Annotated in this window: 17 protein-coding genes; 10 read left to right on the top strand and 7 right to left on the bottom strand. The window is 42.8% G+C overall.

All coding sequences use genetic code 11. The features are described from left to right. Positions 1-70: 70 nt before the first annotated feature. From AACT52_RS39515 to AACT52_RS39530, 4 genes are all read right to left on the bottom strand, one after another. The gene (locus AACT52_RS39515) at positions 71-1,348 is read right to left on the bottom strand and encodes an ABC transporter ATP-binding protein (RefSeq protein ID WP_073628853.1); all 1,278 of its coding nucleotides are present in this window, start codon (positions 1,346-1,348) and stop codon (positions 71-73) included. A 2-nt stretch (positions 1,349-1,350) separates the two neighbouring features. Next, positions 1,351-2,226, bottom strand: a complete 876-nt coding sequence (locus AACT52_RS39520) for an ABC transporter permease (protein WP_073628855.1) — start codon at positions 2,224-2,226, stop codon at positions 1,351-1,353. Between the two features lie 328 nt (positions 2,227-2,554). Further along, a complete protein-coding gene (locus AACT52_RS39525) occupies positions 2,555-3,622 on the bottom strand; it encodes a glycosyltransferase family 2 protein (protein WP_073628857.1) in 1,068 nt (355 codons plus the stop codon). Positions 3,623-3,713: 91 nt separating this feature from the next. Continuing rightward, positions 3,714-5,006 (bottom strand): glycosyltransferase, encoded by a 1,293-nt coding sequence (locus AACT52_RS39530; RefSeq protein ID WP_073628859.1) that lies wholly within the window; start codon positions 5,004-5,006, stop codon positions 3,714-3,716. 397 nt (positions 5,007-5,403) lie between these two features. Here AACT52_RS39530 and AACT52_RS39535 point away from each other — a divergent pair, with 397 nt between their 5' ends. The 3 genes from AACT52_RS39535 to AACT52_RS39545 all read left to right on the top strand — a co-directional run bounded on the left by AACT52_RS39535 (position 5,404) and on the right by AACT52_RS39545 (position 8,333). Then, positions 5,404-6,942, top strand: a complete 1,539-nt coding sequence (locus AACT52_RS39535; protein ID WP_073628861.1) for an FAD-dependent oxidoreductase — start codon at positions 5,404-5,406, stop codon at positions 6,940-6,942. A gap of 558 nt (positions 6,943-7,500) precedes the next feature. Beyond that, complete coding sequence (locus tag AACT52_RS39540) at positions 7,501-7,905, top strand: hypothetical protein (protein ID WP_073628863.1); 405 nt, start codon at positions 7,501-7,503, stop codon at positions 7,903-7,905. After that, a complete protein-coding gene (locus tag AACT52_RS39545; protein ID WP_073628865.1) occupies positions 7,902-8,333 on the top strand; it encodes an HNH endonuclease in 432 nt (143 codons plus the stop codon). Before AACT52_RS39540 ends, AACT52_RS39545 begins: the two co-directional genes overlap by 4 nt. Positions 8,334-8,384: 51 nt before the next feature. On the opposite strand, the gene AACT52_RS39550 is transcribed toward AACT52_RS39545, so the two are convergent. Next, positions 8,385-10,685, bottom strand: a complete 2,301-nt coding sequence (locus tag AACT52_RS39550; protein WP_073628867.1) for a tetratricopeptide repeat protein — start codon at positions 10,683-10,685, stop codon at positions 8,385-8,387. Between the two features lie 182 nt (positions 10,686-10,867). On the opposite strand from AACT52_RS39550, the gene AACT52_RS39555 reads away from it, so the two are divergent. Continuing rightward, the gene (locus AACT52_RS39555) at positions 10,868-11,119 is read left to right on the top strand and encodes a hypothetical protein (protein ID WP_073628869.1); all 252 of its coding nucleotides are present in this window, start codon (positions 10,868-10,870) and stop codon (positions 11,117-11,119) included. A 58-nt stretch (positions 11,120-11,177) separates the two neighbouring features. Further along, on the top strand, positions 11,178-11,411 hold the full coding sequence (locus tag AACT52_RS39560; protein ID WP_073628871.1) for a hypothetical protein: 234 nt from the start codon (positions 11,178-11,180) through the stop codon (positions 11,409-11,411). A 43-nt stretch (positions 11,412-11,454) separates the two neighbouring features. Here AACT52_RS39560 and AACT52_RS39565 read toward each other — a convergent pair whose 3' ends face one another. Then, positions 11,455-12,396, bottom strand: a complete 942-nt coding sequence (locus tag AACT52_RS39565) for a putative 2-dehydropantoate 2-reductase (protein ID WP_073628873.1) — start codon at positions 12,394-12,396, stop codon at positions 11,455-11,457. Positions 12,397-12,745: 349 nt separating this feature from the next. On the opposite strand from AACT52_RS39565, the gene AACT52_RS39570 reads away from it, so the two are divergent. Further along, on the top strand, positions 12,746-13,078 hold the full coding sequence (locus AACT52_RS39570) for a hypothetical protein (RefSeq protein ID WP_073628875.1): 333 nt from the start codon (positions 12,746-12,748) through the stop codon (positions 13,076-13,078). Between the two features lie 121 nt (positions 13,079-13,199). Here AACT52_RS39570 and AACT52_RS39575 read toward each other — a convergent pair whose 3' ends face one another. Beyond that, positions 13,200-14,132: a LysR family transcriptional regulator gene (locus AACT52_RS39575; protein ID WP_073628877.1), complete on the bottom strand. Its 933-nt coding sequence runs from the start codon at positions 14,130-14,132 to the stop codon at positions 13,200-13,202. 134 nt (positions 14,133-14,266) lie between these two features. Between AACT52_RS39575 and AACT52_RS39580 the strand changes: the two genes are divergently transcribed. From AACT52_RS39580 to AACT52_RS39595, 4 genes are all read left to right on the top strand, one after another. Then, positions 14,267-14,911 carry a DsbA family oxidoreductase gene (locus AACT52_RS39580; protein WP_073628879.1) on the top strand — a complete coding sequence of 215 codons (645 nt, stop codon included), beginning with the start codon at positions 14,267-14,269 and terminating at the stop codon, positions 14,909-14,911. A 31-nt stretch (positions 14,912-14,942) separates the two neighbouring features. Then, positions 14,943-16,103: an FAD binding domain-containing protein gene (locus tag AACT52_RS39585; RefSeq protein WP_083630111.1), complete on the top strand. Its 1,161-nt coding sequence runs from the start codon at positions 14,943-14,945 to the stop codon at positions 16,101-16,103. A gap of 124 nt (positions 16,104-16,227) precedes the next feature. Continuing rightward, positions 16,228-16,887 (top strand): TMEM175 family protein, encoded by a 660-nt coding sequence (locus tag AACT52_RS39590; RefSeq protein ID WP_073628881.1) that lies wholly within the window; start codon positions 16,228-16,230, stop codon positions 16,885-16,887. Between the two features lie 126 nt (positions 16,888-17,013). Beyond that, positions 17,014-17,448, top strand: coding sequence for a hypothetical protein (locus tag AACT52_RS39595; protein WP_198940851.1), 435 nt, complete (start codon positions 17,014-17,016; stop codon positions 17,446-17,448). Positions 17,449-17,505: the final 57 nt, after the last annotated feature.

Below are 17,505 nucleotides of genomic sequence, written 5' to 3' on the forward strand. Positions count from 1 at the left end.
TAAACGACGTGGGGAATAAGCTAAGCTGGAAGTGAATGCTTTATATCTGCATTAGTTTCTTACCTTAGGCTTACTTATTCATAACTTTCCATTTTCGGGGCTGATAAAATAACGATTGGCTTGTCACCTTACTTGCCTTGACTGCAAATCTAAAAGATTCAACAATATCAAAAGAGCAGATGCCCTCTTTTATGTATATCTTGGCGCTGTATAAACCCGGCAGTAAGCAACAGTAAGGCATTTGCATTTGTATCTCAACTCCCCCAGGAAGTATTTCGAGCAGTTCATTATCACTTCCGGAAGTTATGTATAAAATCCGCTCATTTTGTCCGGATAAAGCTGTGATTAAGACACCTATATTTGCATTATCAATTGTTTTATGTGCTTTGCATTCTATGCACAAATAAGCTGGTTCACCACAAAAAGGGGTAGCAAGTAGATTTCCTTGCTCATCTTTGAAGTAAAGGGAAACCACGTCAACACCCAGACTCTCACTCTTTGGTTTCTCTGGCAAATACATGACTCCCAGAGGTGCGTCTGTTCCTCCCAGACTCAAGTCTTCTTCATATTTACGAATCACTGCTTCTGTCTCGCCAGAGGTAATCAACTTCCCTTTTTGTAAATAAATAGAAGATTCACAGACATTTAAGACGACATGAGGATTGTGAGAAACTAAGATAAAAGCTGTTCCATTTTCTCGCAGCTTTGCTAATCTTTGGTAACACTTCATTCTAAAAGAAATATCACCCACAGCTAGCACTTCATCAATAAGTAAAATATCTGGTTCTATGTAAACAGCACAGGCAAAACCTAGCCGTGCAGCCATACCAGAACTATAAGTTTGTACGGGAGCATCAATTGCATCTGCAATGCCAGCAAACTCTATCACATCTTGAAATCTCTCTTCGATTTCTTTGGTTGATAGCCCTAGCACTGACATATTTGCATAAATATTTTCTCTTCCTGTTAAGATAGGATTAAACCCTGCACCCAAAGCAATTAACGGAGCTACCCTACCCCTAACTTTTACAGAACCAGTATCTGGCTTGATCAAACCACTAATGATGCGCAGCAGTGTACTTTTTCCGGCTCCATTTGAACCAACTAAGCCTAGTGCTTCTCCTCGTCGGAGTTGAAAACTAACATCTTTGAGCGCCCAAAATTCTTTTGTTCTGAGAGTATCACTTTTTCTCCTTCCTCCTACCAACTCGGTGGCGATATCCTGAATTCCGTAAAATAAAGAGCGTTTTAAATTTCTACAAAACTTTTTAGAAACGTTGTCAACTGAAATAACAACTTCAGTATCTTCAGAACTGGCAGCAATTTCTTGTTTGATTAAATTAGTCATTATTAAGAACTCACTCTCTCAACAACGAAAGGCATAGCAAGACGAAATACAATCCAAGTTAGTAGTAAACCAACAAAGGAAAGCCCACTTACCACCCAAAATCCTAAAGGGTTTGATACGACTCCTGTGGTTGCTAACTCTCGCGTTGTTACTAGTAAAGGAGTGACGGGATTAAGCTTGACTAAAAACCCAAAGGTTCCTTGGCTGGGAACTGGATAAACGACTGGAGTCAAGAATAGCCAAAACCCAGTCACTAAAGTTATTCCTCTAGAGACATCTTGATATAAAATTCCTAAAGGAGCTAATAAAACACCCAAAAATGTTCCTAGAATAACTAAGTGAATTAAGGCAACTGGCACCAAAATCACTGTCCAAGTGACAGGGATATGAAACCAGATGAACAACGCCGCTATTAAAATCAGCTTGATGGCAAAGTTAAAAAAGACTTCTCCTACCTTTGCCAAAATCAGTGCTTCTCGGGGAAAGTTGACTCTGGCTAGCATCGGTTTTGCCACTGTCACTGCTTGCACTGGACCATTCAACGCTTCTACAAATGTCTGCCACAGTGCTGTGCTGAACATAACATAAGCTGGATATGGGATATCTGTTGCCCCAATATTGATAACATTGGCATCATTTGCCAGGGTGAATCCAGTAGCCATGACAATTGGTGGTAAAAAAGCCCAGGCGACTCCTAAAAATGATTGACGATACTGGGCGCTAATATCTCGTACCATTAATCGCCAAGCAAGTTCGCGAGAAGCCAGCAAGTCTCGCCACATTTGTTGGAACAATTCACGAGGACGCCTGAGCTGACTTTCTGGTGTATAAACAACTTCAGCAGGCGGTTGAGATTTGAGAACTTTATTGTGCTTCAAAATTTCTTACCCTGCAAAATAGTGTTTTATGTTGGTAGCGGTTTTCAATTGAATAAAATACAGTTGTGGATTTTTGTGGGCGGGCTAGAAGCCCATCCCACAAGAAAAAGGTTGTAGTGCATTCAATAGACTTGTTGCAAAAGTCGAAAGAAAAGAATAATTAACCACAGATGGACACAGATGGACACAGATGGAATCAAAGAGATGCAATCTTGTCTAATTAAGAACTGCTATCACCTCACGCGTAGACACAGCGCACTAGAAATCTTTGTATCTATGCGTGAGATTGAAAGAACAATGATCATGCATAGATGCAACGCCATAAATCTCAACTCTCGGAAGTTGCTGTGATTGCATTCACCAATTGTGGCGATCGCTGATTTTGTAAATTGTGCAAATGTCTCTTGGCATAGCGGGTTGTTAGATAGCGGTTTAGCGCCTTGTCCATGTGACGCAGTATTTTCCCTGCTATGCGAGCGCCAATTTTGCCAAAAGGAACTTTACGAGTGAGGGGACTGACAATTGTCATGTCTCGCCGCCATCCTAAACGCTTGTACTTGTTTTGAAAGTACTCGTCTTCGGTGAGGTTCCACTTGTCGCGCAAGCGTTTCAGGCTAGCCAGTTCCCAGGCATCGCTCCAACGCAGCATATAATAGTGTATATCTGTCCACTCAAGTGGTGGTCCTGGCACGTAAGTCACCAGAGATTGAGGTTCAAGATAAATTGAACTGCCAGCTTCAGTTACCAGCATACACAAATCAACGTGTTCTTTCGTGTTCAGCAGTGCTTCATCCAAAAAACCAATTTTCTCAAATATCTCTGTGCGTACCATCATGCAGTGGAATTCTGCTAGCCCGGTTTGCTGGCGTTGTAGCTGGGGACGCACGTCCGCTACCTGGCGACCTTGTTTATAAATTTTCTCAATTATTCGCCGTCTTGTTGTCTCGCCTTTGGTTTCCACTCTCACCCCAGATTCTCCACCTGCACAATGCACTTCTGCATGTAGTGGAAGGTACTGACAGATAAGGGGACTGACTACAGCGGCTCCGCTTTCCTCGGCACACTCCACCATTGCTTCTAGCCAGCCTGGAGTAACGACGACATCGTTATCGATGAAAACAACATATTTGCTTGTAACTTGTTGTAAACCCAAGTTTCTGGCTCTATTTGGGGAGAGGTAATGCTCAGTGCGAATCAGTTGAAATTTTTTCTCAGTAGCTTGAGCTACCAGATAATCCCTGATATGAGAGGGTGAACCACCATCTACGTAAATTAAATTAAAAGGATACTTTGTATGTTCGTAGATACTTTCAAGAGATTCCCGAGTGTAACTGAAACGCTCCCGTGGAACCACAACAATCGTAACTTGCGCTTCTGCAATTCCTGGTAAATTCATCTCCAAATCCTCTGCTAATCTGAAACGATTGTATGTATTTGAAAATTGCAGCAAATGAAAGCACCCATTTTTTTTAGTGTAGCACTATGCACTACGACAAACTTATGTATTCTGAAGGTACTGATACTTTTGGTAATTGGTTGCATAACTGTGAATGACTCATCACGACTTGCTGATAAATTTCTACTAACTCATCGTTAAGTCTGTTTATATCGTAATGTTTTTCTACATAAACACGACCTGATTTACCCATTTGTTCCCAGACTTCTGGATGTTCAATAAAATAATGTAACTTTTGGGCGATCGCATCAGCATCACGTTCTGGAACAAGAAAACCAGAAATACCATCTTCTACCAATTCAGGAATACCACCGTGTAGAGTTCCTATAACTGGTAAACCCATAGCCATCGCTTCTTTTAACGTGTTGACAGGAGCGTCTTGATTTCCGTCTTCAGCAGTTACACTTGGGGCGATAAATAGATGAGCCTTATCCAGAATTTCAATAATTTCTTTCTGGTTTTTCCAGCCAAGCAGCTTGACTTTCTCCGCAACATTTAGTTCCGAAATCACCTGCTGCAAGTGTTCTTTTAAATGTCCATCGCCTATGATATTATACTCAATATTATGATGAAAATTTGCCACTTTTGCAACGGCACGAATGGCATATTCGATGCCTTTCTTTTCAACGAGACGCCCTGTTGTTACAATCCGAATGCCATCAGGATGTGGATAACGTGGCTTATAGGTAAACCGACTGCAATCTATTCCAGAACCGTGGACGACAATTTTTTTCTCGTCACAACCTAACTTAATAGCTCGCTGTCTAAAAAACTCACAATTGGCTAGAAAAAAATCTCCTTTGACAAATAATTCATCATATACATCTTCTCCGCAAGCTTTCACATACCAACTGATATCATAACCTCGAAATGAAGTAATCAATTTTCCTTTGATGGCACCAACATCTCGTAAAATCATGCCATCGATACCATACATCCCAAATTGACAGTGAATAATATCGTATGGTTGAGACTTTAATAAAGGCATGACTGAGTAAAGCAACCTCATGGAAGCGGCTCGTTTCCCATACTTAAAAATGTTAAGAGATTGCAGCAAAACCAAAGGTGCTTTATGAAAATTGGTAGATATAAATGCTAACCCTTTGAGAAAGCGCAAAAAGTAATTTTTAGGAATTTGAGGTATGTAGTAGGTACGGTCAAGAAGTTGATATTTCTCCACATCGGGATGAACCTTAGAAGTATCATCAGGCTTATAGCCATAAATGTGAACCTCATGTCCACGCACAAGCAAACCTGTAATCTGGTTCAGAATAAATGTCTCAGATAATACAGGAAACGGTCCTACTATAAAGGCGATTCTCATAAAAAATATCACAGCATGCTAGCTGTTTCAGTGCTTTTTTTGATTTTCAGTAATTTTCTACTACTAAGCTAAAACTTATACAAAGATAATAATTTTTTTTCAGATCCGCAAGAATACAGAGGTTATTTACAATATCTTTAAATTAAGACGATTTATGTTAAAATTTTGTAAAGAAAGAATGGAAGTCTCGATAGAAGCAAGTTTTGAATATCTTGAAAAACAAGCTAAATTCTGTTTGATATCGTTCATGACTCCCCCTATTCGAGAAAATACTTATTGACATTATGTCCATCTACATTTAAGTAGAAGTTATTAAAACTTAGTATTGATTTTAAGAGGGAACTTCCATCAGTACCATTGAAAATTGAAAATAGTTACTCTCGTAGAATTTACCGTCATGTCCCTAACTGAAAATGTTCTTTCGCAATTACCAGGCAATGTTTTGGGAGGGTTGCGTCAAGGCGATCGCCTCTTAGCATCACTCAAAGAAGGTACCGCATCAGTGCCAATGGTAGTGAAAGAAACTCAGCAACCTTTAAGTAGTGTAGATTGGGACGTTATAATTTGCGGCGGGACATTAGGGATTTTACTTGGTTGCGCCTTGGCTGTGAAGGGAGTGCGAGTCGCGTTAATGGAACGGGGTATTTTGCGTGGAAGAGAGCAAGAATGGAATATTTCACGTAAAGAATTACAAGTTTTTTTGGAATTAAATTTACTGAGTGATGCAGAATTAGAGCAGGCGATCGCCACAAAATACAACCCTGCGAGAGTGAGCTTTTTTGGTGGTACAGAAGTTTGGGTAAGGGATGTTCTCAATATCGGTGTCGATCCAATTTATTTGCTGGAAACTTTAAAGCAGCGATTTCTTGCATCTGGCGGAAAGTTGTTTGAAAACACTCCATTTACAGAAGCAGTTGTTCATCCTGATGGAGTGATGGTAAACAACCAATTCAAAACCAGATTGTTAATTGATGCAATGGGACATCTTTCTCCCATAACACGACAAGCACGTCAGGGAGAAAAACCAGATGCGCTTTGTTTAGTTGTGGGAACTTGTGCTCAAGGTTTTTCGGAAAACCACACAGGCGACTTGTTGTTATCATTCACACCCGTGCAAAATCAGTGCCAGTACTTTTGGGAAGCTTTTCCAGCAAGGGATGGCAGAACGACTTATATGTTTACTTACATGGATACCCATCCGCAACGCTTGGGTTTGGAAGCTCTTTTCGAGGATTATCTGCGCCTGATGAGCGAATATCAAGGCGTGGAGTTAAACCAACTGACATTTAAACGAGCGCTGTTTGGGTTTTTTCCCTCCTATCGTCATCCGCTGAAGACACCTTGGAGCCGCATTTTACCTGTAGGAGATAGCAGTGGGAGCCAATCTCCCCTCAGTTTTGGTGGTTTTGGCGCGATGGTGCGTCACTTGCGGCGTTTAACATTTGGTGTTCACGAGGCGCTGCAAACAGATCAGTTATCTACAAATGCACTAGCACTACTGCAACCATATCAACCGAGTTTAGCTGTGACTTGGCTATTCCAAAGAGCAATGAGTGTTGATTTAAATCAAGAAATTGATCCAAATCAAATTAACCAACTGCTGTCTGCGGTGTTTCAACAAATGCAACAACTCGGTGAACCCGTACTCAAACCATTTTTGCAAGATGTCGTGCAGTTTCCAGCACTGACGCAAACTCTGATAAAAACTGGGTTAACACATCCAGGATTAGTTGCCAAAGTGATTCCACAAGTCGGTTTAGGAACTTTACTCGATTGGATGGTGCATTACGCGAATTTAGGGATTTATTCTATTTTATTTTGGCTTAGTCAAATACTAGAACCGTGGATGAAAAATTTACCCAATGTACCGCAATACTATTGGAATCGCTTAGTTGACACTTGGAAGTACGGTTCTGGGAGTGATTATTCTGATTGATGATTTTACACTCATACACGATGGGAGGAATTTCTATTTGAGTGTTATTCAAGCTATTGCTTATCTTCTAGAGTTTCGTTAAATAGACTTCTTGCAAAAGTCATAGAATGATATTTAGAACCAAAGTAGAAGCACTGCAACAGCAAGAGGAAAGTTTATTTGGTCAGTGTGCGAGTCCCCATCCCCGGTTGCTAGTCCCTTACCGATCTAAGATTACCTATAGTGATTTACTTCTCTCTCTGTGTCAACGGACACTTTCCAAGGGCGGGGGGAACCTCCCTTCGGGTTCGCCAGTTGCCTGGGTCGGGAAACCCTCCTGCAGCACTGGTCTCACCGCACGGAAGTCTCCTCCTCTCTTGCCTCGTGCGGTTAAAAAATAGGTATTCTTGTGGCGGGAAGGGAGTAAGAATACAAGACCCGTTTGGCAAATTGATTGTAAAAACTAAAATAAGTGTGCTGATTGATGCACAAGAGATTTTCCAAGCGGCAGAGAACTAGTAATGTGGAAGATAATGTGGAAGAAAGTACCATTAGCATAGCAGAAGAGTCTGAAATCCTATGACTACTCAAATTATCTTGAACTTACCAGATGAAGTCTACAAAAAAGCCGAACATTTTGCCCAACTCACTAACCGCGCTGTAGTTGATATTTTGACACAAGCAATAGCACTTTCCCTGTCTCCCGTCAGTCCCCAGTCTACACCAATTGACAGCAAAGAAACTCCCTCTTTCTCTTCTTTACCTGATGAAGAAATTATCGCCCTCACAAAATTACAGATGCAACCAGAACAAGACCAAAGGTTAAGCGAATTGCTATACAATCAACAAGCTGGAACACTCGCCAATACTGAGCATTTTGAACTCCTGGCTCTAATGCAAGTCTACCAAGAAAAGCTATTACTTAAAGCTCAAGCATTACGTGAAGCAGTTCAACGAGGCTTGCGGGAACCTTTAGATGCATGAGTTCAGGCTGGATATCAGAAACACTAAGAGAAAAAATTCGTGCTCAAGCTAGCGACCAATGCGGTTACTGTCGTAGTTTACAAATCTATGTTTTGGGACTTTTAGAAATTGAACACATCATTCCCAAAGCAAAAGGAGGCACTGACGACGAAGATAATTTATGGTTAGCTTGTCGGCTGTGCAACAATTACAAAGGAACTCAAACGGATGCAGTAGATCCAGTAACTAGTAAAAAAGTAAAACTATTTAATCCGAGAAAACAAAAGTGGTCAAAACATTTTGAATGGAGTGAAGATGGCGCTCAAATTATTGGAATTACTGCCTGTGGACGAGCTACAGTTATTGCCCTACAATTAAACAACATTATATCAGTCACAGTTCGGCAACAATGGGTATTAGCAGGTTGGCATCCCCCAAAAGAAACCTAAAATCCAAAATCTAAATTCTAAATCCCAAGGCACAATTAACATTATGACTTGTTAATCTTGAAAACACCCCATTGCTTTTTGTACTTTCTCAACTTGTTTTGGTGCTTGCATTTCGTTGAAGAGAGCGATCGCCTTCTCAAAATTTTCCCCACTTCTGGCAACTTCCATCATTCGTTGATAAGTTAATGCCAGTTGAAAATAAGCTTCGGCTAAATCCCATTTAGCGCCTATTTCACCTAAAACTCTGATTGCTTTTTCATGACAAATCACCGCTTTTTTAAATTTTTCCTGTTCTCGATACAATTGTGCTAAACCAATCAAAGCTTTAGTTTTAGCTTGAGGATAAGGACTTTTCTTAGCATAAAAAAGATTGATTTTGTATATTTTCAATGATTTTTCTATTTCTCCTAAATTCTTAAAGGTTAGGGATAAGTAAAATAGTCTATACTCTGTTAGCCATGAAGGTAGTCCTTCCTCTGGTAGTCTATTGTAGAGGTAATTAGCAATCTCACTGGCTTCTTGCTTTCGTCCCAAACAGGAATTTAAAAATGCTAGGTAAAACAAAGCAGATGGAGCATATTTCTCATAGTCGAGTTCCTCACAAAGCTGAACAACTTGTGTGAGAGTATTTACTGCTTCTTCGAGTTCCCAACAACCAATTTGACAAATACCTATAGTTAATAAGGAATTTATGACTATTAATTGAAGTTTTTTAACAGTCTGATTATCATCTTCTTGTTGCATTGCTCGCAAGCAGGCGATCGCTATTTCTCTTGATTGCTTACAATAACCAATGGCTTGGTGAATATCACCCTTTAACCAGCACATAGCACCTAATGTGTGATATAGTTTGGCAAGGCGATACCCTGGATTAAGTTTGTTTAATATGTCAGTGATTGCAGCGGTCATTGGTTTTAACAAACCGCGTTTGTAAAACGATCGCCCAAGAGATTCATGAGTTCCCCATTTATTATTTCTCTGTCTGATGATGACATCTGCAGCTTGTTCAAAATCTTCAATCACTACATAATGATAGTAAGCTTCCAAGGCTCTCAACGCATCTGTTGTGCCTTGAACTGTATTCACACTATTTGTCCAAAAAGCGGCAGCTGTGCGGTTCGCTGTCTGCCATTCTTCACTCAGTCGCAATCGGAAAATCGCTGCAGCCAAAATCACTGGATGCAACCAGTATTTTTCATTACGAGATTCTACTAAAGACCGAGTGCACAGACGATTAAGTACCCTCCGACGTTGCGACTCTGGCACATCCCATAGCAAACACAAAACCCCTTCAATTGGTACCCAAGGTACATCTTGATAACGGTAGCATCCCAAACGACACAGGAGCCGATATGCTTCAGGATCAATTTCTTGCAGGCGGTTAAACTGACTAATAACTAAATTTTTTAACTCTTGTTCAATCAATAAATCATCCTGAGTTACATCCCAATAAGCATCCATATCACATTCAAAGTCTGCGCGAATGACACCGCTAATGATTCGCATTGCTTTGGCATTGCCTCCATAAGCTCTGCATATTTCACCTAGCGCTGGACAATCAGGATTAATTTCGCGACTGGCAAAAAACTGTCTCCATGCGGACTCGTCCAACCCCTTGAGCAGATAAAAGTTCACATCAACATTAGCTTCACATAGGCGTTCGCGGCTGGTAATGAGTGTGACTGAATTGATTGCTGGATCTGCCAAGACTCTCAATAATTCTACATAATGGCGATGAGGCTGGATGAATTGTCCATTTATATCTAAAGCAGTTTCGAGGTTGTCGATTAATATACCTATTCTTCTGGTTTCATCTCGAAGTTTCCGTTTCAGTCTCTGCAAATTGAGCAACAGATTCCGTCCTGGTTGTTCATCAAAGTCTCGCCATAACCATTCCTCAACTATGCTCTCTACAGAAATAATGTTCTGATGTTCCATTGGCATCCATAGTTCTAGAAAAGTTAAACCCAGAGAGTCAAAATATTTGCGAGCTAGTTTTGTTTTGCCTACGCCGCCTTCACCTTGGATGACTATAATCTTTGCACCACCTTTCACCATATTGTGGAGTTGAGCGATCGCTTCGGAACGTCCAACAAAATCGGGATCTGGTTCAGTTCTAGGAATTTGGTAATGCTCAGCAATATTTTTCCAGTTTGTTACCCCTACAGCTTCACAAATCTTGATAAAAGTCTCTCTCTGAATTGGCTCCTTTGCCCAAAACCGTTTCAACGTGGCTTGTGAAGTGTTTGCAGCTCGACACCACATCTGTGCGGTTTTATTCCAGCCCTTTCTTTTTCTAGCTTCATTGACGATTTCTAGCCCTAGTGTAGATGCTCTAACAGAATCCGCCATTTTTATATGATTTAGCACGATATTTCTTATGTTACATTTGCTCTGGTGTTCGATAGCGACAAACGTAATAACCGAGCCAACTGAGCCAAAAAATTGAGCCGCATAGTGAGCTTTCAAGGCTGATTGCTTCAGTCATTCTGAAAATGTGGACGTTTTTACTTCCCATTTAGGAGCCTTGTAGCATGACCCCTATTTGTAATAATGAGTGCGAGCATGATAATTGTCCGTTCAGGAGCGATCCCTACAATCCCAACAGACAGGTATGCGTCAAATGCGGACAAGACTACTTTTTTCGCCGGAATGGTTTTAGCAATTTCTTTGTAATAGCAGCACTGGTTGTGTGCTTACTCCTGGTGATGAAAGTCGTGAGCAATCACCGTCAAACCATCGACTCTCAACAGCAGATGCAAACTCCTGTGCAAAGCACAAAATAACAACTGCGTCTAGTTTGTCCCAAATCTTAACAGCACATATCTACCTATTCTCAGAACCATGAAAACCACCACCAATGATCGCAGTCGCCTTCTCAAGTTGGCTTCCAAGTGCCTCAAATATTTCTTAATTGTCATATTCGGCTTTGCGATCGCCTACATAATGTCAATGAGTTTTGGTATCTTGCACATCGCCGCCATGCTACTACCTTTAGTAGGAAGTTGGTTTTTGCGAGTGGGAATTCTCCTATTGTGTTTGCTAGCAGTAGCTGTGATTTCAGAGTCAGTGCGTTAAAGAGTGAGGATGAGGGAAGTGAGGATAATTCAGCTCATCTCCCTCATCCCCCTTTTTGCTTGGCATCCAAAAACTTGAGTTGCCGATATAAACAAGAAATTTGCGGTAAATTAACACCTACAGCTTGTGCCATTCGTAACGGGTTGCCGAAAATTGCTTCTACCTCCAAGGGGCGGCGTTCGTCATAATCAATTTTCATGCTGGTACGGTAAGGCTTCATCTTCACGGTGTAATCGAGCATTGTTTGGATGAAGCTATCAGGGATAATGCGCCCTGAATTCTTCGCCCCTGCCAGTACTTCATACATCAGCTGTTCCACTAACTTGCGAGTGTGAACATTTGCCATTAATTCCGCTGTCGTAGCGTTGAGAATGACAGAAAGCCCATTGTAGGGAATGTTCCATACCAGTTTTTTCCAACGCCCCAGCAGCAAGTCTTCAGTTAATTCAATAAGGATACCAGCACTTTCAAAATCCTCGCCAATTTGCCGCATCCGTTCTGTGATACCAGCTGCATAATAGTCAGCTGCATATTCGCCTAAGGTAATTTGTCCATAGTCCAAGTGGCGGATATGTCCTGGTCCTACTTTATTTGAACACAGAAAGCACAACCCACCAATCACCTTATCACTACCGACAATTTGGGCGACTTCCGCCTCCACTCCCAGTCCATTCTGCAACACCAGTACAACCCCATCATCCTTAACAATAGGGGGTAACAACTTTGGCAGCACATGGTTTTGCGTTGTCTTCAGCGCCACGACTACGACATCACATCGAGGCACCTTTTCTACATCGCAGTAGGCATTGACTTGCCCTAAGGTGAAGTCGCCGTCAACAGACTCAACAACTAAACCGTGCTTGCTGACGTGTTCGTAGTCGCTACGCAGCAAAAAGTGGACGTTTAACCCAGCTTTTTGCAGTCTAGCACCGTAAAACCCGCCTAATGCACCTGTTCCTAAAATGGCGTATGTGCGAAGGGACATGAAGGAAATCTATTATATCTATTATATTTTCTGCGATTATCCTACATTGAAGCTGATAAGATTTTGATTCACATTATTGATAAAGTTATTTTAATTCCGGAATTTACATTTTTTTAAACTTTTGCAAGTAAGATTCAAATTAAAATATTTAATGACTATTTCTCAGAAAAGCTTATCCTTCCTGGGTTTAGCCCCGCTGACTCTGCTAATAACGATAAAAATACTTTACTTATCTAAACTTATGTTAATTTAGTCGTTATTATATTAAATGTATACACTAAGGTATGTTTCACTATTTTATAAATATGTTAAAGGTTGTACAAAATGTTGACTTTATCCCCAAGAATTGATGCTTGACCTTAACAGCTTAGCTGAGTTCTCCCGCGCCAACTGTGTAAGTATTTGTGCATTTCTAGTGCCAGCCAACTTGCTTGCCACAATCTTGGCTATGACTTTTGCCGCACTCCGTCGCCCGTCACATTATGTATGGCAAGCATCCGCAATAGGTAGCATATTTGCGTTCATAATGATATTGCACGTCTATACTTGGTTTTTGGCTGGCGTAGTGATGGCTCCCACTTACATCTTGCTGTGGTTAGCACTCACCTGTTTGTTGAGCAATGTAGGGGCAGTTCTGTTTCAAAAACGCTTCACTCAAACCCCTCAGCATAGTAATGGATAGGCTGAAACATAGCAGATTTTTGCTCGCTGTAGTGAGTGGTCGTTGCTCCTTGAAAATTGTAGTAATTTTGTCTGATGATTTGTAGCATGCCAACACTATCGAATCGTTGCCATAACCCCCTTCAGATCAGGGTTGCTTCCCAGTAAGGCGGATCACCAAATCGTTTCATCAAAAAATCGATGAACGTTTTAACTCGCAGAGAATGCCTGCGATTCGGTAGATAAAGCGCGTAAATACCCATATCCATGTCGGATTGGGGATGCACTTGGAAGTCGGTGAGTACAGCTTGCAATCGACCAGCGCGAATGTCCTCACCAATCAGCCAAGTTGGCATCATGATTAGACCCGAACCATCCAAGCAGACTTGGCGTAGCACAAGAGAATTGTTCGCCACCAGTGAACCACTCACTTTGACTTCAAACACATCCGTGTCTCGCTGGAATCGCCAGATGTCATAGCCTGTGAAATACTTGAACAATAGGCAATTATGGTGCGCTAACTCGAATGGATGCTTGGGCAAACCATACTGTTTGAAATATGCCGGACTACCACAGACAAAACGTGTATGCGAGGCAAGCTTACGGACAATCAAGTTAGCACCCGACCGATCAAGATTTCCGATGCGGATGACAATATCCAGTTCCTCTTCCACTGGGTTAGACAACGCATCAATGAATCGGAGATTCAGTTTCACCGTTGGATATCTCGCTTGAAAATCTGTGAGGATTGGTGCAACGTGGAGGAGACCAAACGCAACAGGTAGACTGACCTGCAACAGTCCTCGTGGAATATCCTCCTGCTCCGCCACACATTGGTTCGCTTCCTCCACATCTTGCAGGATACGAACTGCTTTGTCGTAGTATTTGTGACCTTGCGGTGTGAGGGTAACGCTGCGAGTTGAGCGATTGAGTAGTTGGGTATTGAGCATTTCTTCCAGAGCATTCACTTGGCGAGTCACAGAAGAAACTGCCATCTGCAATTGCCGCGCAGCTTCGGAAAATCCGCCAGTTTCCACCACTTTCACGAAGGCACGCATGGCTGCAAACTGATCCATCGGCTCTCGTATTCTCCTATTTTTGCAAAAAACGCAAAGGTGTTTGGCGTAATAGCTATATTATCATTTTATATGAATGAGGTTATGGTTGAGATATAGAAAATCAATGTGCAACACGGACTCAGGAGGCAACCATGACCTTAATGATCGAAATAACCTCGGACTTTATCTGCCCCTGGTGTCTCGTCGTAGATAGACGACTAAATCGAGCGATCGAACAACTCAAGACTCCTGTTGAGATCCAGCGCATTTGGTATCCATTCGAGTTAAACCCAACCATGCCCGAAGCTGGCATGGATCGCAAAACTTACCGCTCCAACAAATTTGGCAGTTGGGAATACTCACAAAAGCTGGATGCTCAAACGATGCAGGCGGCTATGGGTGACGGTATTGAATTCCGCTATGACTTGATGCAGGTCACTCCGAACACCCTGAAAGCTCATCGCTTGACTTGGAAGGCGTGTCAGTTCGGCAAAGCGACCGAGATGGTTGAGCGTATTCTGAATGCTTACTTTACTGAAGGACAGGATATTACCGATATTGAGACTTTAGCCAGACTTGCTGCTGAAGTCGGGATGGATGCTGACCAAGTTAGAGCATTCCTAACTTCAACTGTTGGTGTTGCGGAAGTGAAAGAGCTAGAACAGCAGGCTGCTAACCGGGGTATACGCAGCGTACCGACCATCAAAATTGGTAGAGAAACGATCGTCGGGGCACAGTCTGTTGATGTTTTTTTAACAGCCTTGCAAACCGCAGTGAATGAATTAAAGGCGGCATAACGCCGATCATAAGAATACAATGGAGGGTTCGATGACCATGAAACCCACAGGAAACCATGCAATCGTCATTGGCGGGTCATTAGGCGGCTTATTTACCGGGATTATGCTGCGCTCTATTGGCTGGCATGTCGATATCTACGAACGCTCTGACCATGATCTCGACAGCCGGGGTGGTGGCATTGTGCTCCAGCCAGATGTAGTAGAAGTATTTCAGCGTGCTGGCATTCGCTACTCTGAACCGCTCGGTGTGGTGGCGCATGAGCGATATTATTTGAACCGCGATGGCAGCATTGCCCAACCCATGTCCATGCGTCAGGTGCTGACTTCCTGGAATTTTCTCTATGGTTCCATGCGTCGGCATTTTCCATCCGAGCATTATCACCAAGGGAAGACCCTAACTAATATTGAGCAGAATGGTGAGCGTGTCACTGCAATATTCGCCGATGGTACTTATGACACAGCAGATTTATTGATTGGCGCAGATGGTGGTAGCTCCACGGTGCGTCAGCAATTCTTACCAGAAGTGCAATATCGGTATGCTGGTTATGTCGCCTATCGCGGCTTGGTGGAAGAGACCGAACTGGATCGCTCAACCGCCGCTCTGTTTACTGAGCGCTTTGTTTTCTACCAATTCCCAAACTCCCACATTCTCCAATATGTTATACCTGGCGCAAATGAATCTTTGGTACCTGGCGAGCGGCGCTTCAACTGGGTCTGGTATGTCAATTATGATGAAGCCAATGAATTGCCTCGCATTTTGACGGATAAACTCGAGAGACACCGTGACTACTCCATTCCACCAGGTATGCTGGCACCATTCGTTGAGCGTGAAATGCGGACATATGCAGATGCTATGCTTGCGCCGCCATTCCAGAAGCTGATTGCCGCAACTCCTGAACCGTTTGTCCAGGCAATTGTTGACTTGAGTGTTAGCCAGATGGCTTTTGGGCGGGTGGCACTGGTGGGTGATGCAGCCTTCGTTCCACGCCCACATACAGCAGCAAGTACCTCCAAAGCGGCGGCAAATGCTTTAGCCTTAGCGGATGCACTGGTTGAGCATAACCATGATGTTATAAAAGCGTTGCCAGCCTGGGAACCGACTCAACTAGCTTACGGAAACCAACTCATGGCACACGGGCAGCAACTTGGCTCACGCTCTCAGTTCGGCTACGGAACTGGTCGGTTTAGCTAAAACTTAGATAGCTTGTAACAAAGCGTGTAGAGCAACTCTTTCTTGGGAACTGTCTGTCAAATCTTCAGCTTCCTGATTCAAGCGTCTTAATCAAAGCGATCATTCCATATATGAGGAAACTAAAATGCCGCGCTCAGAGGATACAAAACAAATTCCCTTAATGAGTCTGAGCCGTTTTGAAGCATTTAGCGATGGGGTGTTTGCAATCGCTGCAACACTCCTTGTTCTTGAAATCAAGACTCCTGACTTATCTCAAGCGACACCATCAGAGGCAGTCACAAAGCTACTCCAAATCTTCCCCCACTTTTTAAGTTACGTCACCAGTTTTATGGTCATTGGTGTGCTCTGGATTAATCATCATGCGCTCTTTCATCTTTTGAAGCGAGTTGATCGCTCTACCTTAGTAATCAACTTACTCCTGTTGATGTGTGTCGCATTCATCCCATATCCCACGGCACTGATTGGTGAGTTTGGAGCATCGCTGCCCGTAGTTGTCTTTTACGGGCTATCGCTTGCAATGACTGGACTTGTTTACAATTTTCTCTGGTTTTATGTGGTGCAGCAGTATATCGTGAGTGAAGGACTCATTCACCAAGGATCTGTCCGTAAAGCTACGATTTGGAGTCTTGGCTACCCGGTTTCGTATCTTGTTGCAACTGGTTTAGCGTTTGTTAACATAACGCTAAGTATCGCACTCTATATACTCATCCCGCTGTTTTATCTTTTGCCTGGGGTCATTGATAATCAACTAACCAAACTAAAACGTGAACCTATCATTAAGTAGATTAATCTGTATTAAGCCGACTTGTGACAAAGTACCCAACTTTCGCCTGAGACATAGCACAAAGTGGTTTTTATAGCAATAGCTCTACTTGAAAGCCCAATAAAGACTTTGAAGGTGCTTACTACCATGACAGATCAGTCCATATTCCCCACCAGCTCGTCTGAGGATCTCACACGAGCGCACCTGAACGACTTGCGCCACGGGCTTCTCCGTCTCCATAAGGCGCTGGTGGACTCCGAGCGCATCTCTTATGAGCGGTTCCACGGGCGAGTCACTTCGAGTGGCGAACTTCTACAACTCGTCATCCAACACGAGTGGTTTGCCTGGCTTCACCCTGTCTCCGAACTCGTGGTCCAAATTGACGAGCTACTAGACGCGGACGATCCGATGACGGCAAACGATGCTAGCAGTCTCATAGAACGAGCACGCGCATTGCTCAACCCGTCCGAGTCGGGCGCTGGCTTTGAAAAACAGTACTATGATGCCCTCCAGCGCGACCCTGACGTTGTGATGACACACGCGCAGGTGTTGCAGCTTCTTGCGCCCGACGTTCAGGTCTGATCCAAACGCACCCGGTGTGGGGAAGCTGGCGACAGCTACTTATATCCCAATAATACA

This window comes from Scytonema sp. HK-05 (genome assembly GCF_963872035.1).
Lineage (GTDB): Bacteria > Cyanobacteriota > Cyanobacteriia > Cyanobacteriales > Nostocaceae > Kalymmatonema.